Annotated in this window: 24 protein-coding genes and 1 pseudogene; 21 read left to right on the top strand and 4 right to left on the bottom strand. The window is 33.6% G+C overall.

What is annotated here, in order from left to right; genetic code table 11:
* The first annotated feature begins 830 nt into the window (after positions 1-830).
* Together HHU12_RS13850 and HHU12_RS13845 are read left to right on the top strand one after the other, a co-directional pair.
* Positions 831-1,283: a hypothetical protein gene (locus HHU12_RS13850; protein WP_169657342.1), complete on the top strand. Its 453-nt coding sequence runs from the start codon at positions 831-833 to the stop codon at positions 1,281-1,283.
* A 142-nt stretch (positions 1,284-1,425) separates the two neighbouring features.
* A complete protein-coding gene (locus tag HHU12_RS13845; protein ID WP_169657341.1) occupies positions 1,426-1,872 on the top strand; it encodes a hypothetical protein in 447 nt (148 codons plus the stop codon).
* Positions 1,873-1,934: 62 nt separating this feature from the next.
* Here the strand turns inward: HHU12_RS13845 and HHU12_RS13840 are convergent, their stop codons facing one another.
* Together HHU12_RS13840 and HHU12_RS13835 are read right to left on the bottom strand one after the other, a co-directional pair.
* The gene (locus tag HHU12_RS13840) at positions 1,935-2,927 is read right to left on the bottom strand and encodes an NAD-dependent epimerase/dehydratase family protein (protein ID WP_169657340.1); all 993 of its coding nucleotides are present in this window, start codon (positions 2,925-2,927) and stop codon (positions 1,935-1,937) included.
* Complete coding sequence (locus HHU12_RS13835; RefSeq protein WP_169657339.1) at positions 2,920-3,726, bottom strand: SDR family NAD(P)-dependent oxidoreductase; 807 nt, start codon at positions 3,724-3,726, stop codon at positions 2,920-2,922. The genes HHU12_RS13840 and HHU12_RS13835 overlap by 8 nt, the downstream gene beginning before the upstream one ends.
* A 799-nt stretch (positions 3,727-4,525) precedes the next feature.
* On the opposite strand from HHU12_RS13835, the gene HHU12_RS13830 reads away from it, so the two are divergent.
* The 12 genes and pseudogenes from HHU12_RS13830 to HHU12_RS13775 all read left to right on the top strand — a co-directional run bounded on the left by HHU12_RS13830 (position 4,526) and on the right by HHU12_RS13775 (position 15,075).
* On the top strand, positions 4,526-4,843 hold the full coding sequence (locus tag HHU12_RS13830) for a hypothetical protein (RefSeq protein WP_169657338.1): 318 nt from the start codon (positions 4,526-4,528) through the stop codon (positions 4,841-4,843).
* A 215-nt stretch (positions 4,844-5,058) separates the two neighbouring features.
* Complete coding sequence (locus HHU12_RS13825; RefSeq protein ID WP_169657337.1) at positions 5,059-5,178, top strand: sulfatase-like hydrolase/transferase; 120 nt, start codon at positions 5,059-5,061, stop codon at positions 5,176-5,178.
* Between the two features lie 24 nt (positions 5,179-5,202).
* Positions 5,203-5,544: pseudogene (locus HHU12_RS13820) on the top strand (hypothetical protein); the annotation flags it as partial.
* A 434-nt stretch (positions 5,545-5,978) separates the two neighbouring features.
* Entirely contained in the window at positions 5,979-7,394 is a 1,416-nt protein-coding gene (locus tag HHU12_RS13815; protein WP_169657335.1) for a sialate O-acetylesterase, read from the top strand.
* A 269-nt stretch (positions 7,395-7,663) separates the two neighbouring features.
* Entirely contained in the window at positions 7,664-8,284 is a 621-nt protein-coding gene (locus HHU12_RS13810) for an alpha/beta hydrolase (RefSeq protein ID WP_169657334.1), read from the top strand.
* Positions 8,285-8,445: 161 nt separating this feature from the next.
* Complete coding sequence (locus HHU12_RS13805) at positions 8,446-8,871, top strand: hypothetical protein (protein ID WP_169657333.1); 426 nt, start codon at positions 8,446-8,448, stop codon at positions 8,869-8,871.
* Between the two features lie 67 nt (positions 8,872-8,938).
* Complete coding sequence (locus tag HHU12_RS13800) at positions 8,939-11,014, top strand: leucine-rich repeat domain-containing protein (protein ID WP_169657332.1); 2,076 nt, start codon at positions 8,939-8,941, stop codon at positions 11,012-11,014.
* A gap of 261 nt (positions 11,015-11,275) precedes the next feature.
* Entirely contained in the window at positions 11,276-11,974 is a 699-nt protein-coding gene (locus tag HHU12_RS13795) for a CPBP family glutamic-type intramembrane protease (RefSeq protein WP_169657331.1), read from the top strand.
* A gap of 129 nt (positions 11,975-12,103) precedes the next feature.
* Positions 12,104-12,262, top strand: a complete 159-nt coding sequence (locus HHU12_RS13790; protein WP_169657330.1) for a hypothetical protein — start codon at positions 12,104-12,106, stop codon at positions 12,260-12,262.
* Between the two features lie 185 nt (positions 12,263-12,447).
* The gene (locus tag HHU12_RS13785; RefSeq protein WP_169657329.1) at positions 12,448-13,005 is read left to right on the top strand and encodes a TlpA family protein disulfide reductase; all 558 of its coding nucleotides are present in this window, start codon (positions 12,448-12,450) and stop codon (positions 13,003-13,005) included.
* Between the two features lie 297 nt (positions 13,006-13,302).
* Positions 13,303-14,025, top strand: coding sequence for a hypothetical protein (locus HHU12_RS13780; RefSeq protein ID WP_169657328.1), 723 nt, complete (start codon positions 13,303-13,305; stop codon positions 14,023-14,025).
* A gap of 555 nt (positions 14,026-14,580) precedes the next feature.
* Positions 14,581-15,075, top strand: coding sequence for a carbohydrate-binding protein (locus tag HHU12_RS13775; RefSeq protein ID WP_169657327.1), 495 nt, complete (start codon positions 14,581-14,583; stop codon positions 15,073-15,075).
* A 266-nt stretch (positions 15,076-15,341) separates the two neighbouring features.
* Here the strand turns inward: HHU12_RS13775 and HHU12_RS13770 are convergent, their stop codons facing one another.
* Positions 15,342-15,950, bottom strand: coding sequence for a T9SS type A sorting domain-containing protein (locus tag HHU12_RS13770; RefSeq protein WP_169657326.1), 609 nt, complete (start codon positions 15,948-15,950; stop codon positions 15,342-15,344).
* A gap of 251 nt (positions 15,951-16,201) precedes the next feature.
* Positions 16,202-16,876: a S24 family peptidase gene (locus HHU12_RS13765; RefSeq protein WP_169657325.1), complete on the bottom strand. Its 675-nt coding sequence runs from the start codon at positions 16,874-16,876 to the stop codon at positions 16,202-16,204.
* Between the two features lie 121 nt (positions 16,877-16,997).
* Between HHU12_RS13765 and HHU12_RS13760 the strand changes: the two genes are divergently transcribed.
* The 7 genes from HHU12_RS13760 to HHU12_RS13730 are packed head-to-tail and all read left to right on the top strand — an operon-like array spanning position 16,998 to position 22,082.
* Entirely contained in the window at positions 16,998-17,195 is a 198-nt protein-coding gene (locus HHU12_RS13760; protein WP_169657324.1) for a hypothetical protein, read from the top strand.
* Positions 17,196-17,201: 6 nt separating this feature from the next.
* Positions 17,202-19,598, top strand: coding sequence for a hypothetical protein (locus HHU12_RS13755; RefSeq protein ID WP_169657323.1), 2,397 nt, complete (start codon positions 17,202-17,204; stop codon positions 19,596-19,598).
* 23 nt (positions 19,599-19,621) lie between these two features.
* Entirely contained in the window at positions 19,622-20,503 is an 882-nt protein-coding gene (locus tag HHU12_RS13750) for an ATP-binding protein (protein ID WP_169657322.1), read from the top strand.
* Entirely contained in the window at positions 20,496-20,792 is a 297-nt protein-coding gene (locus tag HHU12_RS13745) for a hypothetical protein (protein ID WP_169657321.1), read from the top strand. The genes HHU12_RS13750 and HHU12_RS13745 overlap by 8 nt, the downstream gene beginning before the upstream one ends.
* Positions 20,792-21,262: a hypothetical protein gene (locus tag HHU12_RS13740; RefSeq protein ID WP_169657320.1), complete on the top strand. Its 471-nt coding sequence runs from the start codon at positions 20,792-20,794 to the stop codon at positions 21,260-21,262. The genes HHU12_RS13745 and HHU12_RS13740 overlap by 1 nt, the downstream gene beginning before the upstream one ends.
* Before the next feature lie 23 nt (positions 21,263-21,285).
* Positions 21,286-21,537: a hypothetical protein gene (locus HHU12_RS13735; RefSeq protein WP_169657319.1), complete on the top strand. Its 252-nt coding sequence runs from the start codon at positions 21,286-21,288 to the stop codon at positions 21,535-21,537.
* A 2-nt stretch (positions 21,538-21,539) separates the two neighbouring features.
* The gene (locus HHU12_RS13730) at positions 21,540-22,082 is read left to right on the top strand and encodes a host-nuclease inhibitor Gam family protein (RefSeq protein ID WP_169657318.1); all 543 of its coding nucleotides are present in this window, start codon (positions 21,540-21,542) and stop codon (positions 22,080-22,082) included.
* The last annotated feature ends 27 nt before the right edge of the window (positions 22,083-22,109 follow it).

The raw sequence follows: 22,109 nt of genomic DNA, 5'->3' as shown, positions 1-22,109 counted from the left end.
CCGAGACACAAGCTCAAAACCAAAAGAAAAACCACATTCTATGAGTTGTAAAGGCCAAGATGAATGGTCTGCCGCAGGCGCAACACAGACCAGCCTTGACAAATCATAAAATGGGTTTTTAAAAAGGTTTGAAGCTGAATCTCTCAAAAAAAGATAATTATCTTTTCCACTTAGACAGTCCGAACTAGTGGGGTAACTATATATATTATTTCAAGTTATTGTTATCAATATGTTTGATAATTACTTTTTTTCTTATAATTAATGTAAAAAACTGGTTAACAATATATACTAAAATAAAGAGTGTTTTTTAGGTAGACCTAGTGTATCTCCACTGTTTTGAATGTTAACGACTAATGTCACTCACACACTGTTCCGAGTGTTACGCGTTAGCATCACTCTTAACTTGGCGATTGAATAAGTTACCAACTTATAACATCAAATTAAAAAGAAGAATAGGTAAAACATAAAGGTCAATTTTTGAAAACTACACATTCAATATTGACCTTTATCTACTCTTAATGTAGAAAGTTATTAAGGAATTTTACGAATTTCTTTCCGGTAGAGATTATCACCTCCTAAGGTTGAGGTGTTCACCCTTATAAGGGAAGCGATCACGACATGTAAAAGGGAAAGAGATGTACCTACTAAGGGTGAAGAGTGTCACATTATAAGGTGAGCACCTGCGCCCATTTTTTACTTACTATTAGTAATTTGGAAACCTTCTCATCAGCAACATATTAATATGAAAGAAAGTAAAATTAATAAAAGCATAAGGAGCTATTTAGAGTGGCGACCTAATTGATAACGTAAATAGTTTTAAGAATTAGAGTATGAAAAATCTGTTTGTTTTAATATTTCTATTGTTGAATATTGAAAATGAAATTGTTGTTACAGAGTACATAAGCAAATCAAATGAAATATTTAAAATTGAGAAGAAATGTCTCTTTATGAAAGAGAATGGTATTTATAAATACTATTATAAAAGTGATACTTTAACTGTAACATATAATAGCAATTATCTGTTAATTCAAAGTTTAGATGAAATTAATAAATATGTATTAGAAGAAGATATCAATTTGCTTTTAGATAACTCTACTGAGAAGATTTTAATTTTCAAAACAGATAAAATTGAAAATATTGACAGAAATGTCAAAGTAGTTTTTTCAGAAAGATATGGAATTATTATGATATCAAATTCATCTTGGAATACTCATATTATGTATAATGAAGATGATGAAGTAGTCAATACTATTCAAAAATTTATATTAATTAATAAGAATTGAAAATTCATTCACTCCGCACCCAGAATTGGATATTACAAAGTTAGATTAGGTAGTTTTTATTACATTGAGTAACATTTAGGGAAATTACTTTTTTCAAAAGAATTAGTATTGCCATAGATTGAACAAAAGAAACAAAAGTAGAATGAGGTTTATTTTAATTATCATGTTTTTTTCAAATTATACCTACGCTCAGCTTTATGATATTGAGGATATTGATATGAAAGAAGTGGGAGTTGTTACGCTAAGAAAACCAATATTGGTTTTCCGAAAAGAAGGAGGTAAATATGTAGCTTATATTACTGAAAAAAAGTCAAGTAAAACGATTGATAATAAGAAATATTTCGATATAAACCATCATAGAAGAAATGATAAATTGACAAATAGGAGGAAAAGAAAAGGTCAAATTATTTATACTATTAAACCTAAAAATAAGAAGTTAAGAAACAAGCAAGGTATATATAAATTTATTGAATATGAGATAAGTTTGGTTGAATATAATATTGTGAATTATGGTTTTGATATGTCTCAATGTTTAAAAGAAGGTGACTATAGTGAAATATTAAATGTTTTAATAATTGATGATAAATAAAGGTTGATCTTACCATACAGTAGTTTAAGTATTATCATAAATAAGTTATAACCATCAATACCTCAATACCCATTCCTCCCATACCAAACCAAAGCTTCTTCAATACTCTCCCCAACATCCGTTTTCTGCATCCCCAGTTCCAACATCGCTTTTTGATTTGAAAAGTAATTATCCAGTGTCAATAATCTTAAGTTGGAAGAATGGAATGGGACTTGAATACCGAATATTTTTTTAATACCAAAGGCAAGGATTCCAAGAAGGGAGAAAAGAAGCTTAGGAATTGGTATTAATAGCCCCTTTTTTTGAGTACTTTGATGGACCAATTCGAAGAATGTACGGTAAGTGAGATTCTCTCCTGAAAGTAAATAGCAACTTCCTTTTTTTCCTTTTGTCAAACTTTGAATAATGGCTTTAGCTACCTCTTTCACGGCTACAAAGCTTTTTCCTCCAGGAGGGTAAAAAGTGATTTTGTGTTTTGAACCATACAATAATAACACTCCGCTAGAAGGGCCTGCATCTCTTTCGCCAAGCATAAAAGTAGGTGCCACGATAACAGCGTCTAAGTTGTCATTTTGAACACGGTTTATTATTTCTTGCTGTGCCAAGTATTTGCTGTAGGCATAAGGGACAGCCTTAAGCCAATCCATAAAAGAAGTGTTTTCATGACCGGGCTTCTCTAAGGTGCCGTTGGTAAAACAGTTGGCAGTGCTGACAAAAACTAAACGTTTGATTTTATGCTTTAAGCATAATGATGCAATTGCTACAGTGACATCAATATTTATTTTCTGATAAGGGGAGAAGTCATTGATGTTTTGTTTGGTCAGTGCGGCACTATGAATCACGTAATCACATGTTTTGATTACCTTTTCAAGGTCACTATTATTAGTGATTTCCCCTTCAAAAATTTCACAATTCAACCCTTCTAAAGACAAACGGTTACATGATGAACGGATCATTGCTACTGGGTGGTAGTTGTCACTATCCAATAAATACTTGACAATATTGGCTCCTAAAAGTCCATTTGCTCCTGTTACTAAAACTCTTTCCTTACGCATAGCTCATCATTTCTTTTAATACATTTTTTCTGAAAATTCTCAAGCGGATTGCATCCGGGCATACTCTAAAAAACAGACGGCTTATTTTACCTGCCATACCTGGGATAATTTCGGTTTTCCCTTCCAAAAGTTCTTTCATGCAGATTTCAGCCACTTCTTCAGCGGTCAAAATGGTTTGTTTGACCAGTTCATTGTGGTTGCTGATACGCTCAGAAACCTCTTTGTTGGTGGGCATTCCACCGGGGTAGGCCACGCTTACTTGAATGTTGGTGTCTTCTAGTTCTGTAGCAAGGCCAACGGAAAAAGAACGCACAAACGCTTTGGAGGCAGGGTAGACGGTTTTGAAAGGCATCGCCCCAAAAGAAGCCATGCTTGAGATGTTAAGAACATACGCCTTGGAGTGTTTTTTTAGTAAAGGCAAAAGTCCTCTAGTCAGTAAAACCAATGCTCTGATATTTAAGGATAAAATGCTGTCAATATAATTTTCAGAAGCTTCTTGAAATCGTTTTGTACCTCCAATTCCTGCATTATTAATCAGCATATCAACACGGTACAAATGCGTGATGGTTGAAATGAGTTCATGCAGTTCCGTTTCCTTACTCAAGTCAATTTCATAACAGCAAACATCTATAGCATACATTTCGATCAAGTATTTTCTGAATTCTTGAATTCCTTCATTCGGAAGCGAAATTAAGATAAGGTTTCTCCCTCTCTCAGCACATTCAAACGCCAAAGCTTTCCCCAGCCCTTGACTTGCACCCGTAATCACAGTATGTGTTATTAATTTAATTTCTTTCATGATTGATAATTTGAGATTTCGATAGTTGTAACTGATTATCAGGACAAAATTAGGTAAGAGTTAAGAATTAAGAGTGAAGAAAAATGCTTCGTATTATGACTCAGTGGACGTTGTAATATAATGTCCCTACGACGATATCCACCTTAAAGGATATTCTACCAACAATTGAAAGTAGAGTGTAGGGATGTTGCATTGCAACGTCCACTGAACCACCATAAATACCACTTTGTGGAACACAATACGAACCATCTTCCCTCATACCTCATCCTTCTTCCCTTAAAAAGCACGTTATTTTGTCCTAATACTTAACTGATGATGCAAAACTAAGAGATAGAAAGAGGGAGAAGGTTTGAAATCTTTTCAGTTGTGGAAAATGATTTTTCAATTGTAGAAGAAAAGGGTTTAGTTGTGTGAAGTAGTTTTGAATGAAGAGCATTTGTAGTAAGGAGATTGATTAAGATCCTTTCTAATAACTTGTCATAATTGAAAATTGACCTTTATCTTCTATTTATTACACTAAGATCTGTATGTAAAGTACACATTCTATAGATCAGTCTACCTAGTTGTTTTTGGAACCAATATTGATATAGTCCTTTTCCAAGTGTATTTCAATATAGGAACATAGTTTCAGTAAAACTGATTCCCCAACTATGTTCGATTTTTTTATTTAATTATTTAAAACGATGAAACGTTAATTTTTGCACTACTAATTTTATCTGTAAGTGCATACTCACAAATCAACTTCAAAGGTTATGTTATCGGAAAAGAAATTCTAGAGGACAAACCAAGTTCCACTAATATGCCTTTTGCAGGTCATTATGGACATTTTGAAGCAAAAACTAATCAAGAAGGGGTAATTACAAGTGTATCATTTCAACCTCAAAAAAGTGGCACCCCAACCTTGTTAACGAAGGGAGAAGTTCAAAAATTCATAACCTCTTTAAAGCATTATTTTAGAGTTGATATGAAAAGAGAAAGTAAAGGGCAAAGTGGAGTTTTTAAGGGAAAACATAATAACTGTTATTTCAAAGTAAATTACCAACATAAGCAGTTTAGTAATGGGAGTTATTATCATATTGACTTATTTATCTACAATCCTAAATATCAGTCTATTTAGGTAAGAGGGAAGAATGAAGAATTATGGTTCTTGTTGTGGCTTAATAACCACTATAAAAATCCATTTTACGAACCATAATTCTTCATTCTTCATTAAATTAGTTACCCAATGACTCAAATGCGTTTAAAATACTATAAAGTGTTGTGTGACTCTTATGAAGATGATAAAGATGGTCTAAAAAAGGTGATTCAAGCCTATTTAGCATTTGTAACCTTATGGATGATCAAGTTGGCAAAGTTTTGGATGCATTAAATGATAGTAAATTTGCCGAAAATACTATGGTAGTATTTACAGCAGATCGTGGTTGGAACTTTGGAGAAAAAGATTACTTATAGAAGAACTCTCCTTGGGAAGAATCAGCAAGAATACCAATGCTTATTCGCTATCCAAAGGGACAAATAAAAGGATTAGAAGTAGAACAGCTGGTATCATTGATTGATATCTATCCTACTTTAAAAGATATGTGTGATTTGGAAGATAAAAGTGTGATTCATTCAGAAGCGGGCCCAATAGGAGGTCATTCAATGCGACAACTTTTAATGGACAAACAGCTAGAGTGGAAGGGTCTTCAAGGGACACTCACCGTAATGGGTGTGGGCATCTACGAACCTGTAAAAGGATTGGGAATTTTGACCAACCCTCAAGCACTATGGCATATCAAAATCATCAAAGACCTGCCGAAGAAGTATGTTTTAAAGTAAACATACTCTTACAGAACGAAGGATTTTAGATATATAAGATATAAAGATGGTCAGGAGGAACTCTATGATCATCGTAAAGATCCTTATGAGTGGAATAATGTGGCATCAAAGAAAAGTATCAGAAAGAGAAGGCTGAATTGAAAAGGCAGATGTTTGATATAATAGAAGTTACAGTACCGCAGTAAGGGTTGGAAGATATCATAGGCAATGTATTAGATCTTTTTATGAATTATTACGAAGATACTTTTTACAATATGCGTTTAATACATCCTATGATTTTTAAAGGCGTTGGAGTTTGGAGCCCGACAGTACAAATTCTAACAAGAAATTGCGTAATGGAATGCAAATTCCTATTGCGATAAGTTTTGAAGCACTTTTTCTTAATTGATCAAGTGCTTCAACTTTTTGAAACTGAAATGATTAAAAAAATAACAATGAGACAAACTATCATAACATTATGTTGTATCATTTACAGCATAACTCTACATGCACAAACCAAAGTCAGTACCGCTTTTTCTGACCATATGGTATTACAACAACAAACCAATGTATCGCTATGGGGTTGGGATAATGCAGATCAGAAAGTTAGCATCAAAACTACTTGGGGTGAAAAGTTAAAAACCGTAACGAATAATGAGGGGAAATGGGAAGTGAAAATACCTACCCCAAATGGAAATTTTAAACCTCATGAAATTATAGTCAAAGGTTCTTCATCTGTTCATCTGAAAGATATTTTAATTGGTGAAGTATGGTTGGCCTCAGGTCAGTCCAATATGCAAATGCCATTGTGGGGTTATGTCAATCAACCTGTTCTTTATGCAAAAGAAGCCATAAGCATGGCAAACCGTTCAAGTGGAATTCGTATTCTACAAGTCGAAAGAAAACCAAGTGACACAGAGGTAGATGAAGTGGATGGAAAATGGGAAGTATGCACAGCACAGTCAATCGGTAAATTCAGTGCAGTAGCCTATTTCTTCGGCAATCAATTATACCGTCAGTTAAACGTGCCAATAGGTCTGATTCATGCTTCAAGAGGAGGAACAAAGGCCGAATGCTGGATCAAAAAAGAGGAAGTAAAAACGCTATCAAATTATAAGGAACCTTCTAAAAAGGCTGGTCCCAACAGAACACCATCTGTATTTTATAACAATATGATTCACCCCTTGGTAGGTTATACCATCAAAGGAGTAATCTGGTATCAAGGGGAAGCCAACAGAAAAGAATATGCATATTATCCTGAAGTGATGGAAAAACTCATAGGGTCATGGAAAGAAGAATGGAACCAAGGAGATTTCTCTTTTTATATGGTTGAAATAGCCCCATTTGCTTATGGAAATCCAAAAGATGATACAGCAGCCAAACTAAGAGAAAGCCAATTGAAAATTGCCAATAAAATGCATAATGTAGGTTTAGTAAGTACTGCTGATTTAGGAGATGTCAGTTACATTCATCCCTCAAAGAAAAAGAAAATTGGAGAACGTCTATCTTACTTAGCACTCACGAATGATTATAAAGTAGGAGGCTTTAATTTCAGATCACCTCAGTTTGATAAAACAGAAATCTTTAAAAATAGCATCAAGGTCTACTTTAAAGATACTGCAAATGGCATTACATCTTTCAGTAAAAAAATCAGAGGATTTGAAATTGCAGGAGAAGATAAAAAATACTATCCTGCAGAAGCCAAAATTGTAAAAGGTCAAAAAGCAGTGATGCTTCAAAGTTCCGAAGTAAGTCAGCCCAAATATGTAAGATATGGTTTCAAAAACTATCATCAAGCGAATTTGAAAAGTGTGGCAGGGTTGCCTGTTTTTCCATTTAGAACAGATACATTAGAGAAACAGGAGCAGTAGATGGAAAGTGACCTAATGGTTATTTAGTAGAGATTCATTAGTTATGTTTTAGTACTAAGGCAAAATAAAAGGGAAGAAGGAAGGTGATTCGCGAGGCGTTGTAATACAACGTTCCTACATTTTTTCAATTTTTGATATAATATCCATTATGATGGATGCCGTTGTAGGAATGTTGCATTGCAACGTCCACCGAACCACAACAAGAATCATTTTTTTAATTCTTTATTAAAAAACTTATACCTTGGTACTTATATTAATAATTATAAAAAGTGAAAGCATATTGTATTAGTGGTCTTGGAGCAGACCACAGGGTATATGAAAATTTAGAATTAAAATATGAAAAAGTTCATTTACATTGGATAAAACCACTGGAGGGTGAATCGCTTAAGGATTATGCAATTAGACTATCTGAGAATATAAATCAAGATGAAGATTATGTTATTATAGGCGTTAGTTTTGGTGGTTTAATAGCTGTTGAAATATCAAAAATTCTTAAACCCAAGCTAACAGTTTTAATTTCAACAATTGAAAAATCAGATGAACTTCCTTTCCAGTATCGGATCTTTCGTAAGATGAATTTTCTAAAATTACTTCCGCCGTCATTTTTTAATCTTCCACCCTTTATCGCTTCAATATTATTTGGTACAAAAAATCCATTATTAAGAGTTATATTACAAGATTCAGATCTGAATTTTACAAAGTGGGCTATTCTTTCACTTTTGAGATGGACAAATTCAGTATCTATTGAAAATAGTTTGAAAATTAATGGAACATCTGATTTGATCTTATCTTCACCAAGATCCGATTTTTACATAGAAAAAGGACATCATTTTATGATAGTGGATAGAGCAGAAGAAATAGGCAAAATAATAAATTTATATAGAAAGTAACATAATGATATTTAGAGGCTGGATGCTGGGAATTAAAGTTGCAACTTGTTTTGTAATACATAAATAGCTAGATTGAATTCGTCTTTCAACAATATAACAGCAAACTATATGGGAGTTGGAAGAAGTTATAAGCAAATAAAAAATAAGCTAGACAACAAAAAATGAGAGGTTCCAAAATAATAGCTTTAATAAAAACAGTTATTCTAGTAGTTACTGCCATTAACACAGCAGTATCAACTAATGGCTCAAAAACTGTAACGATGAATACCCTTAACCTCAAATACATTTTGATAGTATTAGGTTTTGGAATTATTGTTGTACCGTTCCTTTGTAGAGGGAAAAAAGTTTTTGGCTATAAAAGAGTGATCAAGAAGCCAAGCTGGAGTGATAACCCATTAATTTTAACACACCCTTTACCATTTTTTCAATTTGGGGCCTTTTACTTAATCACTGTTGGAATGAGTGGCATTATTGGAACAGCATATAAATTTCAAGAGTTACATTATTTGGGATTTTATGGTACACTGTATGGTATTGCTGATAGGCGTTTTTATAACTTGGAAGTTCATAAAGAGAGGTTAGTCTAATATCTGTCTCTCTTGAAACTAGAATTTAAGAAACTAATTATAAACTTTTGTATAAGACAACTAAATAATGAAAGCAAACTTATTTCTAATCACTTATTTATTATTCGGATTTTTATTGCCTCAGCTGGCTTATTCTCAATATACATTAACTGGAAATGATGTAAAAGTTGATGGGAACGGTATAATCCAATCCTGTTCTTATTCTAAAGGAGGTGCTATTGTTATCCCCGAAATAATAGATGGAGTAAAAATTGTTGGCATTGCTGATGCTGAAAATGTATATAATGGAGGTGTTTTTTTTGATAAAAAATTAACGGATGTTTCTTTTCCATCAAGCTTAAAAACAATTGGAGCAGGTGCCTTTAGAGCTAATTTTATTTCTGCTTTAATTTTACCCCCAAAAGTAGAATTTATAGGAGAAAAAGCTTTTGGATCAAATGCTATAACATCAATTGAAATGCCTGAGCACCTTATCGCTATTGGTAAGGATGCTTTTGAAAGGAATGCTATATCTACAATAACTTTCCCATCTAATTTGAAATCACTACATAGTGGTTTTCTGAAAAATATTCATATAAAAAGTCAAGAATGGAGTTTTAGCGACAAGAAAAAGGAACGTTCAAAATTACAGGAAGAAGCTTATAGTATTGAAAATCTAAAAGGGAAATCTATATTCCTCATCACAGAATCGGAAGAGTACTATACATTGACAGATGATGACGTGGTTATAGATGCTAGAGGAGTGATACAAGAATGCTTTTATAACGAAGGTGGGGCTATTGTCATTCCAGAGGTATTAAATGGAGTGAAAGTGATAGCGATTGCAGATAGGAAATCTGGAGGTCGAGGTGTTTTCCAAGGTAAAGGACTTACTTCTGTTTCGTTTCCCTCAACGTTAGTGAGTATTGGTAATTGGGCCTTTTCTTCTAATTATTTAAGAGGAAAATTAGTTTTACCAGAGCACTTAACTAATATAGGTGATGCCGCTTTTGGTCGTGCTGGTCTTAGATGTGAACTAGAGTTACCTGAAAGTTTGATTAGAATTGGGGGTGGTGCATTTTCAGATAACAAATTAAAAGGTGATTTAATTTTACCCAATAGCATTACTACAATTGGTAAATATGCTTTTTCAACTAATGTTTTTAATGGAGAGTTGAAGTTACCAGAACACTTAGAATCCATAGAAGAGTGTGTGTTTGAATACAATAATTTTAGTGGAAAACTAAACTTACCTAAAGGACTACTATCTATAGGTGAAAATACATTTCAAGGTAATGCATTTGATGGAGATCTTATTTTGCCAGAGGGTTTAACCGTTATCAAAGAAAGTGCCTTCGGACATAATTTATTTGATGGCAATTTGAAATTGCCGAATAGCTTGAAGAGTATAGGAAAAAGGGCTTTTAGCGGTAATTCATTTTCTGGTGAATTAATACTGCCTGACGGTCTTTTAGTAATTGAAGAAAGTGCATTTGAAAGGAACTCATTTAGCGGAGAACTTCAATTACCAAAAGGGGTGAAAAATATTGAAGCCAATGCTTTTAGTAGTAATTTATTTGAAGGAAGATTGATTTTACCAGAAGGTCTTATAAGTATTGGAGAACAAGCTTTTGCAGGTAATTCATTTACTTCATTAATATTGCCTCGAAGCATTACTACGATCCATTATGGGGCTTTTGAATCAAATTTACTCAAAGGAGAATTAGTATTGCCAGCATCTTTGAAAACGATTGAAGCATATGCCTTTACGGATAATTATATTAAATCAGTGGTTTTTCAAGGAGAGTTGAGATGTATTGAGAAGGGTGTTTTTTCTTATAATTCATTAGAGGGAGAATTAGTATTACCAAAAGGACTTTTCTCCATTGAAGAAAAAGCATTTACCGGAAATGCACTGACATCTTTATCTTTGCCAGAAGGTCTACGATCAGTGGATGATGGAGCATTTACTAAAAACCCTATCGCTTTTATTTCTTTCCCTTCTACAATTTCCTACCTAAGCAAAAGGGCTATTGATATGAAGAATGAATGGTATTTTACTTCATCTCATAAAAAAGAAAAAATTGAAATATCTTCTTTTATACCTGAATTTCTAAAAGCAAAAAATATCTTTAATGATGATTATATTGAAGTTAGTGAGTAAATAATGTAAGTGCTAGGGTGAATAATAACGGATATTTTATAGACCCATAATTGAAATTATGGGCTTTTGGGAAGGTATTTCAATGATCAACTTTAAAATTATAATATTTGGCGTGCCAGTATTAAAATTAAAGTGCTGAACTGGTAAATTATTGAAACATATCGAGTTTATAATGAAAGTCGAGATGAAGTATAGCTTCCTAAAAGCCTATGGTTTCAAGTCATGGTGCACGATATTTTGATCGATCATAACTCATAAAAAATGCTTCAACTAAAACTTCTATTTACACCAAAACAAAAACCTCTTTTTCTACTCCTTCGATTATGGGTGCTCGTGCTTATCATTGATATCATGAGTCTTGTGATGAAGTTTCTATTTATTCATCTTATTGCTTCTTATGATGAGTCATTGATTCCTGCAGATGAACATAGTCAGAATGTGCGACAAGCTATTCAAAGCTATGGTTTTCTTTTTGTAATCTATCTTTCTTCTATCCAAGCACCTATTTTGGAGGAAATGATTTTTCGTCTCCCTCTAAAATTCAATAAATATTACCTTCCTACTTCCATTGCTCTTTATCCTATTCTATTTGAACTCTTATCAAAAACGAAATTTTGGAATGGTGAATTTCCGATTCAAAAAGTGCTTATAATCCTAAGTATTGCAGTCCTCTTATTTTTAGTCACATTCCTTTTACTTCAACAGTCGTCAATTCAAAATAAAATCAAGGAATACCTTAAGAATTATTCTTTACTTTTTGTAATTGCATCCTCTTATTTATTTGCTATTCTTCATGCTGACAATGTATTCAACCCAATTAATATTATTCTTACATTACCTCAGTTTATAGCAGGTATTTACTTAGGTATAATAAGGCTAACCTATGGAATGCGTTATGCTATTACAGTTCATATATTATCCAATCTTACGGTAATAGTAATACCTTATCTTTGGGTTTAACGAAATAATTATCTTCATTAAACTTGATTCTTTTTTTGTAATACATAAAAATGTACTTTTAAATTACTTTCCAATATATGAAAAGCAAACAAGTATAGATTGGAAAGGTTTTACACTGAATATACAAGAATGGATAGTATTTCATATAAACCTTTGGAAAAGCGAATAGAACTATTTATTGAACCAGGTGATATGGTTTCAGTAGATGCCCACCTTGGTCATGATAAATTAGACTACAGCTCAAAAGGAACTGCTTTTAACGAACAAAACAGTAAATTAAGAAAGTAGTTTGTTGATCTTACTGCTGAAAGGTCATCTATTGAACTACAGATTGATTCGTTGTTTTTTATAAAAAAAATAGAAAACTAATCAATGAGTTATTTGGTAAACGTAAGGAAAAGTCAAATGCTATTTCTGATGTCAAATTAGTCTATATCAAGGATAATTTAGATGATAAATTATCAGGTTTTTTTTTGCTAAAACAACCTTTAGATACGTTGGGGAAGTATTATGATAGTTTAGAGATTACTGTTAGAAATAGTCATTTTAAAAATTTATTGAATACCAAGTATAAAAAGTTTAAAAAATACTCAAAAGTTAAGGAGGCGCAACGAATGATTCAGAAAGGTAATAAAGCACCCTTATTTTCATTAGTTGGTGTTGACCAGAAAAAATATACTATAGATTTTACTTCAAAAACTTATAAAGTGCTTGATTTTTGGGGTAGTTGGTGTGGACCTTGCGTCCAAGGTTTTCCTAAAATGAAAGAGTATCATGAAAAGTATAATGATAAAATTAATTTTATTGGAATTGCTTGTAAAGATAATGAAGCTAACTGGAAAAAAGCTATCGAGAAGCATAAGTTACCATGGTTAAATTTGATCAATTTAAATAGTTTAGAAATGGATGTCTCAATAAAATATGCAGTTAGGGCATACCCTACTAAAGTATTAATTAATTCTAAAGGAAAAATTGTAGAAGTTTTTAAAGGAGAAGGCGATGACTTTTATGATAAGTTAGATCAACTTTAAGAAATCAATCGAGGAGGATGGGTGAGTATGTAAATAATGATGCTCTTAAACTTGTTGCAAAAATAGATGCTTTTATAAGAGAACCTTTCATGCTTTAATAAGTATTGGTGGAGGAGTGCAAAGCAAAAAGAAGTTGAATTGTTTAAGAAGAAAAACAACGGAATAGATCCAAATGAGGTGCTTTTCGAAGAGGAGATAGAGTGGCAGGGGAAATAATACTTCAATATTTCGTTTTGTACTACCGAGACTACAGGTATTACAATTGTTTTATATAATCTCAAAATAGAATTATAAAATATGAATTATCAAGATCGTATAGATGAAGTTTTTATTACTCAACAACAAATGATCAGAGAAGGAAAATTGGATCCAAAAAAAATAATCTATATACCAATAGCCTTATTTGCCAAAGTGGAAAATTTATATCATATCTCTTTTCCAGAAGAGTTGAAGATGTATTATTCCAAAATTGGGATTCTTGAGAAAGATTGTTTTTATAAAAGTTTTGATTGGTTATTAAATGGAAGAGAAAATATAGTTTATCTTCCTTTCGAATATTATTTCACTGAATTTTTCGCAACTAAAATTATTGAGAGCTATTTTAATTTAATTTCAGAAGCTAAAACTGAATTGGAAAAATATACTAAAACTCTTATTACTTATTTTGAAACTGGTGAAGTCGATGATATCTTCTATACTTCTGGAGAGGTTACATGTGATTATTTCGATCAAAAAGAAGATAGATTTTTAATACATTTTATAGATGAGATTTACCAAAAGTATAAAAATGAAAGATGTTGTTTAAATGTTATGTTATATCTAAATGGTAATTGTAGTGGCCCTGATGGTTTAATTGTAAAAGGTGATCGATTAGGTAATTGGGAAGTAATAGAGGAAAATAATTGGCCCCATGTGAATTATAATGGAATGGAGATTCCTTATACAGAGAATATTTATTACAAACATTCTGGAAAATATATTAAACGTTTGGATTATAATAAAGGTATCAATATCAAGTAAATCAGTTGGAAGATGAAAAGGTTTACATGAATGACTTCAATCAAAACACAATTTATTGAATAAATAAAGTATTGTATTACAAGCCCACATCTGTGTGAAAATTAGGTAAGAACTTTTGACCAATTTGTATCATCAGATGACTAATTTATACCCTTCACAAAATAAAAATCCCCACTTTATTTGTTTCTGAAATCTTATGATTTTATAGAGAATCTGAATTTAGAACCGACAAAAAACTAGCATTAGAGTACCTGATACTAGTTTTTTTTTAATAGTATAGGTGTTCACAAAGGTTACGTTCAGTGTAAAAGAGTCCATCATATGTCGTATTGAAAGTGACATTATTATTGATGACAATTGACAGCACATCCCACTTTTCAGCCTTCACTCTTTATTTTTATAAAATTCATTCAAAAACTGTAAAATGAATATTTTGGAGCATTGAATGCCCGAAATACCCCCACCAATATTAACCCTTAGATCGTTACTTAGCTTCACGAACATTTACACATAACCGTAAATGAATTATTACTTATAAAAAATGGAATGTTAATTATGATCAATGATTTTTACAAGGTGGCTTGTATGACCTTTCTTATGCTGATCATTGGTGTCAGCGTAGGTTTTGGCCAAGTCTATACTATGGAGGCTGAAGATGCCGATCTAACAAACGCAGGAGTAAATGCATCAGGAGGAGGATGTGCGAATAAGTCAGGATCAGGTTTGGTTTTTATGAGAGGTACCACTGCTGGTGATGGTGACAGAGTATTGGCTTTTAATTCAATTGATGCTCCATCAACCGGAAAGTACACGATGAAGCTGACTTATTTTGCTTCTAAAGAAAGTAAGTTAGAACTTGTTGTGAATGGAGGAACGAAGACTGTATTAAGTGATTTTGAGTTAACAGGTTTTTGTTACGAAGGACCGTCAAACGTATATTCATTTGAGATTGATTTAAATGAGGGAGCGAATAATACGATAACGATGAGTCCAGTAGAAGGAGTGACATCTCCTTATTTGGATAAGTTGGAGATCTTTTCTACCGATTAAGGGGGGCAGGACAAAAAGTAAAGAGAGAAATAAAGGAGCAAAATAAAAAGAGGGAAAAATTGGCATTTTTGATATCATAAAACCCGATTCTTCCCTTTTTGATATTTTGAGCTGAAATACAAAACGTACTTTCCGATTTCCAAACACTTCCAGACTACTTCCTGTTTTTTGGTGTTTTGAAGCTTGTCACTTCCAAAAACTTCCAATACGTTTCCGAATGTCAGGATAAAAAGAGAGTAATGATCGGAAAATATTCCTTTTTGGATTTACTTCTTTAAAACCTTCTCACTGTATACCTTCCCTTCAGCATCTTCCAATAAAACAATATAAACACCTGATGAAAGCCCAGAAATGTCTTTTTTGTAACTTGAAAGGCTGTATACTTCTACTTTTTGCCCTTCTTGGTTGTTCATAGAAATAAAGCGGAAACCATTTGGTATTGTAAACGTTGAGGCTGTAGGGTTTGGAAATAGAGCGATTTTATGAGTATTAGAAGTGGTGGAAGTAATTCCTCCGTTGTTGTCACTTAAACTTTCTACTTTTTGTTCGAGTGCTTCTATGCGGTCTAAAAGCTTGTATATCAATGATCCATCGTCTAGGATTCCTGTAAGAGTTTGAGTGGTGTTAGATGAAGGTGTGCTTTTATAGACATATGATCTTGTTATTTGATCACCATTGTAGGTATAATTAACACGATATAATTCAGAACCATTCTGATTATAAATGATTCTTGTTACTCTGTTGTCATTATCGTAAGTAATTTCAGTATCATTGGTGTTATTAGAGCTAACTGAGGATGTGAATTGTATTCGGTCTTGAGCATTGACAGAGAGGGAGAAAGCAAAAAGCATAACTCCGAGTGTAATTAGTTTCATTTTTTAATTATAGTTTGATTTGAGTTTAAATTGCCCTTAAACAGGTTTTAATCCTAGTTTAAGGGAAGTCGTTTGACATTTTTTAATTCTATTTTATACCCTCTAAACAGCCTTTGCTATTTTCGGTTCTTTAATTGACACCCTTAATACTACCTTTTGTACTTTTTTGTGTTTTTGGGGTAGAAATGCGAAAAGTAAGGCATTAGCCTCACAAATAGCCTCACAAAACTATACACTGATAGCCTCACAATTTATTCAAATCGAATAACTCCTCTAATAATTGCAAGCCCTGTGATTTCAGACTTTGGTATATCAAAAGCTGGGTATTTCTCATTTTCAGAAACAGCCTTTAAAGAGTCTTCTTGATCAGATGGATATAAGTACTTGATCAAGATGCCCTGCTCTTGTGTAGCAATTATATAAGGTTTCCCCCATTGAATGAAGTTGCTGTTTTCTATTTTTTTACCACCAACAATATCACCACTTGTATATTTAGGGTGCATACTATCTCCTTTGACCCTTATTAAAAAACTTACTCCTGCAAACTCAGGAATTGAATAATTCTTTAATACATCTTTTTCATTTATAGAGAACTTAAGATTGCCAAAACCTGCAATTGCTTCAGTACTTACTAGCGGTATAGTAGCTAGAGAATCAGGTTTATATTTATAAACAGGAGCTTCTAACTCCATTGTCATTACTGGTTTCTTTGAGTCACGTATCATTTTTCCTTCTCCTGTTACTAACCAATTAAAATCTAACTCTGGATAATGTACACTAATCAAAGACAAATACTTACTGCTTATTTCAGTTTTATTCTTTAGAGCGTTTCTTATTGTTCCGTTTGCCGTTCCTATAGTCTTCTCAAAAGCACTTATTGAGATATTATTCTCATCTAAAAATTTTTTAATTCTACTGATTATCAATTTGTTAGAAGTTTATCGAGATAAATATCTAATGCTATTTTTGATTAATGAGATATTTATCTACATATTTGTTATGTTGATAATGTAATTAATTTTTAATCACATAAACAAAGATAGTAAAATGGCAGAAAGAAAAAAGAATGCTACTGTTCATTTGAGAGTATCTCCAACCTTCAAAGAACTATTGAAAGCTAAGGCAGGTTGTAGAGAATTATCGATCACTCAGTACATCAAAATCTTAGTGGAAAAAGATACCCCTACCACTTTAAAGGAGGAATTAGAGCAATCAAAAAGGATTTTAGAAGCAACAGCATCATAAATTCTAATGCTTTTAGAGGAATTTCGAGGAGAAGCATTTCCAATAGATAATAAAGTTTGGGTTTCTTGGGACTTTCTAACAAAAGGATTGAATGTTAAAAAACATACTATTGAAGTAGGCACAATCAGAGCGCGACAAAAATCTAATCCTAAGAATTGGGTGAATAGAAAAGATCCTGATGATAATAGAAAAAATCTCATTTTGCTCTCTAGCGTGCCACCTCGATACAATCCCCCAGACGAACAAGAAGTTTGGGATATGCTTCACCAGAAGAAACGGAAGAAGGAGGCAAAAATTCTTGAACGATCAGAAGACTCAATGATCCATAAGATCCTCTCAATGCTTCCATCCCTGTCTAAACGAGACAGTGAGATATTTGAAAGTTATGTAATAGAATCTAGCAAGATTGATCATGAAACGGGTGAATTGGTGAAAGAGAAAAAAGGAACCATTCCTCGAAACCGTGAAAAAGAATACAAAGCCACTTGTCAATTTCTTTTATTTCTTGTTGAAGATGAAAAATCACTCTTCAGGTATCGTTTATCGGAAAGCTTGAAGGAGCCGAAAGTTTTTCGTTCAATGGTGTTTAAAGCATCTCTTCATTATCAAGAAATTCATGACATTAAAGTGAGATTATCAAAAAATGATAACGTCATGCTACGTAAAATCAGAGCTTATAAAAAGGAAGGTGCAGAAAGTGTTATTCCAAAGAGCTTTGGTAATAATAATGGCAGGAAGTTACACATTGATGATGACCAAATGCTGATAAAACTAATGTCAGATCCTAGAAAACCTACTGTACAGGATGTTCACAAAGCATTCAATACATGGAGAAAGAAAAATGGCAAAGAAGAAGTTGGTTTAAGAACAGTGGGAACTCGTTTGGAAGATCCTGAAATCAAAACTTATTGGTATGGTATTCACCACGGCATGGACAGATGGAAAAAAGAGTTTGAACATACTAATATTACAGCTCGTCCTTCTCTTAGAAACCTTCTTTGGGTTGGTGATGGTACTAAGGTCAATTACTTCTACAAAGACAACAGAGGAAAAGCTACTGCGAAACTAGATGTATATGAGATTGTAGATGTTCATTCTGAAATGAAACTAGGTTGGGCATTCTCCACTAACGGGGAAGACTCAAGGTTGATTCAGAAGGCATTTAAAATGGCAATTCAAAATGCTAACAATGTTCTTCCATATCAGATGCTCTATGACGGTGATTCAGCTAACAAATTAGCGTTTGAAGGAGCTAAAGAAGTAATGACTGCCTTTGCTGCGCAACCTTACAATGCTCAATCTAAAATTATTGAATCCATCTTTGGTAGACAGCAACGCTACATCATGAGCCGAAACCATTTCTTTACAGGGCAAAACGTGAAAGCTCGTTCTGAGCGTGGACGTTTGAACTTGGATAGAATAAAGAAGCTGGGTAAACAGCTCCCTAACTTGGAACAAGTCATTGCGGTTTATGAACAAGACAATTTGTTGTGGAATACCACCCCTCAAAAACGAGATGGAAAATCACCGCTTCAACGTTTCCAAGAAAGCAAAGAAAGAGAAGAAGTAACCACCCTACAAGAACTTCAGCAAATGCATCTTTTTTGGGAATGGAAAAGCAGAATAACAAGCAACAAAAGAGCTAGCTGGAAAGAAGCTGACGAAGTCAGTTATCGCAAAAACGGGATCATCTTGCAGTTTGGTCAACAGAAATTCTATTACGAGGTACTGGGTGCTGATAATAACCCTGATATGGGTTTCCTACAGAAGCATACAGGTAAGAAGTTTAAAGTAAAGTATGATCCTGATACATTAGATCGGGACAAGGTTGCATTGTTTGATTTAGACAGTGAGAAGTTTATAAGTTTTGCTCATACTAAAGTAGCTCTCAAACGTGCCGTTTATGATATGGCTGAAGGCGACAGAGCATTGATAGACCAGAGATTAGGAATTCGAAAAGAGCAACGTCATGCAATTCAAGAAAAACAAGAAGAGCTACATCACCGTTTTGGTGACACCGAAGTCAACTGGCTTGGCTTGGATAAAAACGAGCAAGCCAAAGCGGAAAATGCAGTGCTTACTAGGCAATTGGATTGGATGTCCAATGGCTACGAAGAAGAATTCCCTGAGCAAATGGGCGAAACAGGGTCGCAAAAGGGAGATGGCAAAACAAAAAGTACTTTTTTAGATGTAGATGCTCCACCTTCTGAAGAAAAAGTCTTTTCTGACCCTATTGAATTTGATATGCCCACTCATATTGTGGAACTGGATGAGTATGACGAAGAACTAGAGCAGAAAATCAAATTTGGAGAAGCACTAGATAAAATCTACCACGAAAAATTAAAGAATAACGAAGGCAAAGCAGGTTTAGACTATGAGCCTCCTTTACCCGAAGACGATTAAAATTGATTTAAACGACAGTTAAAATGGATTTAAAAGAAAAACAATTGATTACTCAACAACTCAATGAGTATGTAGCCAGTACAGGCGTACCGTTAAAGACAATTGGAAAACTATCCGAAGTGAAGACTTATGTCAATTATATAGCGAAAGGAAAGTATGAAGTACCCAATGCAAAAGGTGTAACTGAAATATCAGACAGTATATTCAATAAGGTTAGCCATTTCTTAAAAGGAGAAGTTGTTATTCGTAGTACAAATCTTATCGAAGCGTTTGATTGTTTCAGACAAGCTAAGATGTTTGCAGACTTCAACCTTCTAACTGGAGCACCAGGGCGAGGGAAAACATTCTCAGCAAAACAGTATCAGAAAGAGAACCCCAAAAACACCTTTGTTTTAACTTCTCATGGTAATATGACCAATAGAGATTTTGTAAAAACTGTAGCTAGGTTATTGGGTGTGGGTGAAGAGGGAACTGTTTCAAAAGTACTGAATAAGATTATCGCAAGGTTTAAGTCTTTGGATGATTCTCTATTGATTATTGATGAATCAGAAAACCTTAGAATTGACGTTTATCTTACCATCAAACTCTTTGTAGATGAACTGAAACATATCTGCGGAATAGTGCTTATTGGAGCCAATAAGAAAGGAAGAAGTTATGCGGACTGGCTTGAAGATATGGCAATGGCTGAACGTGGAAACTTCCCTCAGCTCCTTAGCCGATTGTCATTAGAGCACACGGAGTTACAGGATATGACTTATAAAGACTTTGAGCAATTGGCTGATCATTATGAGTTGAAGGATGTAAAGAAAAGGAAGGAGATCTACACCAAAGCAAGAGGCGGTTACCGTTTAGCTGTCCGTACTCTACAGAAATTACAAAGAAAAATGACTTACACCAATGGCTAACTCTAACCCCAACGAGTTGTACAATAAACTCGAAAACGTACTAGCACAAATAGCATTGTCAAAAGCTGAAGTTCAAAGACAAGAAGAACGTCAGAGAAGTCTATTATTCAGTTTAAAACAATATGCAAGCCGATACCCAGAGTACTTCAGAAAAGGTTTTTTCATACTTGAGGAGGACGGAACGCTGTACCTGAAAAGTAATTTGAAAGAGTTTAACATTGAAGAACAGATCGACCAAGAAATTGGTATTCTGTTGAACGAATTAGGAATTAAAACGCATAAGAAATAATGATGCAAAAAATTATTGTGGAGATTTTTCCAGAACAAGAAACAATCATCTACGGACATGAAGATGTAAATAATTTCTTTATCAGTAATAAAGATTTTGCGGAGGTATTAGGGATTTCCCCATCAAATTTAAGAGCAGTAAAATCGGGTAATGAAAGTATTTTACACAAAGGGTCGCACTGGCAACTGCTTCGAATGCCCACTCAGGGAGGTATGCAAATGACAACAGCATGGAGTAAACAGGGAGTAATAGCGGTTTGTAATTTTCAGAATACGCATAAAGCTGACGAAGTAAAACGATGGGCAGAGAAATACACCTCAGGGCAGTTTATAGTGGGTGATAAGAAGAAAGCGGATGTATTGACACTTGTCACGGAATTTTACGAGATCATCAATGATGATGATACCATGAGCAACAACACAAGAAAAGAACTAACTCAACTTATGAAGAAAATAAAATCTCAATTATAAACAGTTTAATGTAAAAATTAACCATGACTAGAAACAACTTTTACATCGGGGAAAATGTGATTATCATCCAAAACCAATCCGTTCAAAAAGGAACAATCACTGGCATCCAACCAACCGATGAGACTTTTACCTCTCTAAACTACATTGTTTCTCTTGAGTCAACTCATGTTGAGCCAGAGCAAACTTTTAAAGAGAATGTCCTTATGCGATTTTCTAGTGGGGAAAAGGTCATTGAAACTTTAAATCAATTAATTCAAACTCAAAACGTAGCTTAAAAATGACAAAAAGAAAAGCAACAACAGTAGTGGCTTTGCCTAATAAGGCTGATGCACAAGAAGCTCATAAGAATTTTGCGGAAGCATTTTATTCTGAAAAAGCTCTTCAAGCTGAAATGGAAGAACGTATTGCAGAAGTACGTGAAGAATATTCTAATTCTTTACAAGCATTGAAACTGACTCAAAAAAGTGCTTTATCACAAATTCAGCTCTGGGCAGAAAGCAACAAGGAGGAATTTGAAGATAAAAGATCCCAAGAGTGGTCTCATGCTACTATAGGTTTTCGTCACCACCCTCCCAAAGTAGCTATTGTAAAAGGGAGAAAAGATGACGATGGTAAGGCATGGAATCTTACAAAGGCTCTGGAAGTACTAGAGGTAAATGAAGAGTATGTGATCCATGAAGTAAAAATGGACAAGAAGTCTATGTTATCGGATTTCAAAGACAACCCTGATGTAGTCTCCGAATCTCTTAAAAAATGTGGTTTGGAAATCCGTCAAGAAGAACAATTTTTCATTGATGTGAAAGAGGAAAAGCTTGACTAAAGGGAGCAAAAGGGTGAATGAAAAAGT

This window comes from Flammeovirga aprica JL-4 (assembly GCF_012844305.1).
GTDB classification, from domain to species: Bacteria; Bacteroidota; Bacteroidia; order Cytophagales; family Flammeovirgaceae; genus Flammeovirga; species Flammeovirga aprica.
The sequence above is the reverse complement of the archived record's forward strand: the minus strand, read 5'-3'. Positions and strand labels throughout refer to the sequence as shown.

Bases quoted from the DNA above. Each gene is read 5' to 3' on its own strand.
- HHU12_RS13850 (WP_169657342.1), top strand. From the start codon at position 831: ATGAAAAATCTGTTTGTTTTAATATTTCTATTGTTGAATATTGAAAAT.
- HHU12_RS13845 (WP_169657341.1), top strand. From the start codon at position 1,426: ATGAGGTTTATTTTAATTATCATGTTTTTTTCAAATTATACCTACGCT.
- HHU12_RS13840 (WP_169657340.1), bottom strand. From the start codon at position 2,927: ATGCGTAAGGAAAGAGTTTTAGTAACAGGAGCAAATGGACTTTTAGGA.
- HHU12_RS13835 (WP_169657339.1), bottom strand. From the start codon at position 3,726: ATGAAAGAAATTAAATTAATAACACATACTGTGATTACGGGTGCAAGT.
- HHU12_RS13830 (WP_169657338.1), top strand. From the start codon at position 4,526: ATGCCTTTTGCAGGTCATTATGGACATTTTGAAGCAAAAACTAATCAA.
- HHU12_RS13825 (WP_169657337.1), top strand. From the start codon at position 5,059: ATGGATGATCAAGTTGGCAAAGTTTTGGATGCATTAAATGATAGTAAA.
- HHU12_RS13815 (WP_169657335.1), top strand. From the start codon at position 5,979: ATGAGACAAACTATCATAACATTATGTTGTATCATTTACAGCATAACT.
- HHU12_RS13805 (WP_169657333.1), top strand. From the start codon at position 8,446: ATGAGAGGTTCCAAAATAATAGCTTTAATAAAAACAGTTATTCTAGTA.
- HHU12_RS13800 (WP_169657332.1), top strand. From the start codon at position 8,939: ATGAAAGCAAACTTATTTCTAATCACTTATTTATTATTCGGATTTTTA.
- HHU12_RS13795 (WP_169657331.1), top strand. From the start codon at position 11,276: ATGCTTCAACTAAAACTTCTATTTACACCAAAACAAAAACCTCTTTTT.
- HHU12_RS13790 (WP_169657330.1), top strand. From the start codon at position 12,104: ATGGATAGTATTTCATATAAACCTTTGGAAAAGCGAATAGAACTATTT.
- HHU12_RS13780 (WP_169657328.1), top strand. From the start codon at position 13,303: ATGAATTATCAAGATCGTATAGATGAAGTTTTTATTACTCAACAACAA.
- HHU12_RS13775 (WP_169657327.1), top strand. From the start codon at position 14,581: ATGATCAATGATTTTTACAAGGTGGCTTGTATGACCTTTCTTATGCTG.
- HHU12_RS13770 (WP_169657326.1), bottom strand. From the start codon at position 15,950: ATGAAACTAATTACACTCGGAGTTATGCTTTTTGCTTTCTCCCTCTCT.
- HHU12_RS13760 (WP_169657324.1), top strand. From the start codon at position 16,998: ATGGCAGAAAGAAAAAAGAATGCTACTGTTCATTTGAGAGTATCTCCA.
- HHU12_RS13755 (WP_169657323.1), top strand. From the start codon at position 17,202: ATGCTTTTAGAGGAATTTCGAGGAGAAGCATTTCCAATAGATAATAAA.
- HHU12_RS13750 (WP_169657322.1), top strand. From the start codon at position 19,622: ATGGATTTAAAAGAAAAACAATTGATTACTCAACAACTCAATGAGTAT.
- HHU12_RS13745 (WP_169657321.1), top strand. From the start codon at position 20,496: ATGGCTAACTCTAACCCCAACGAGTTGTACAATAAACTCGAAAACGTA.
- HHU12_RS13740 (WP_169657320.1), top strand. From the start codon at position 20,792: ATGATGCAAAAAATTATTGTGGAGATTTTTCCAGAACAAGAAACAATC.
- HHU12_RS13735 (WP_169657319.1), top strand. From the start codon at position 21,286: ATGACTAGAAACAACTTTTACATCGGGGAAAATGTGATTATCATCCAA.
- HHU12_RS13730 (WP_169657318.1), top strand. From the start codon at position 21,540: ATGACAAAAAGAAAAGCAACAACAGTAGTGGCTTTGCCTAATAAGGCT.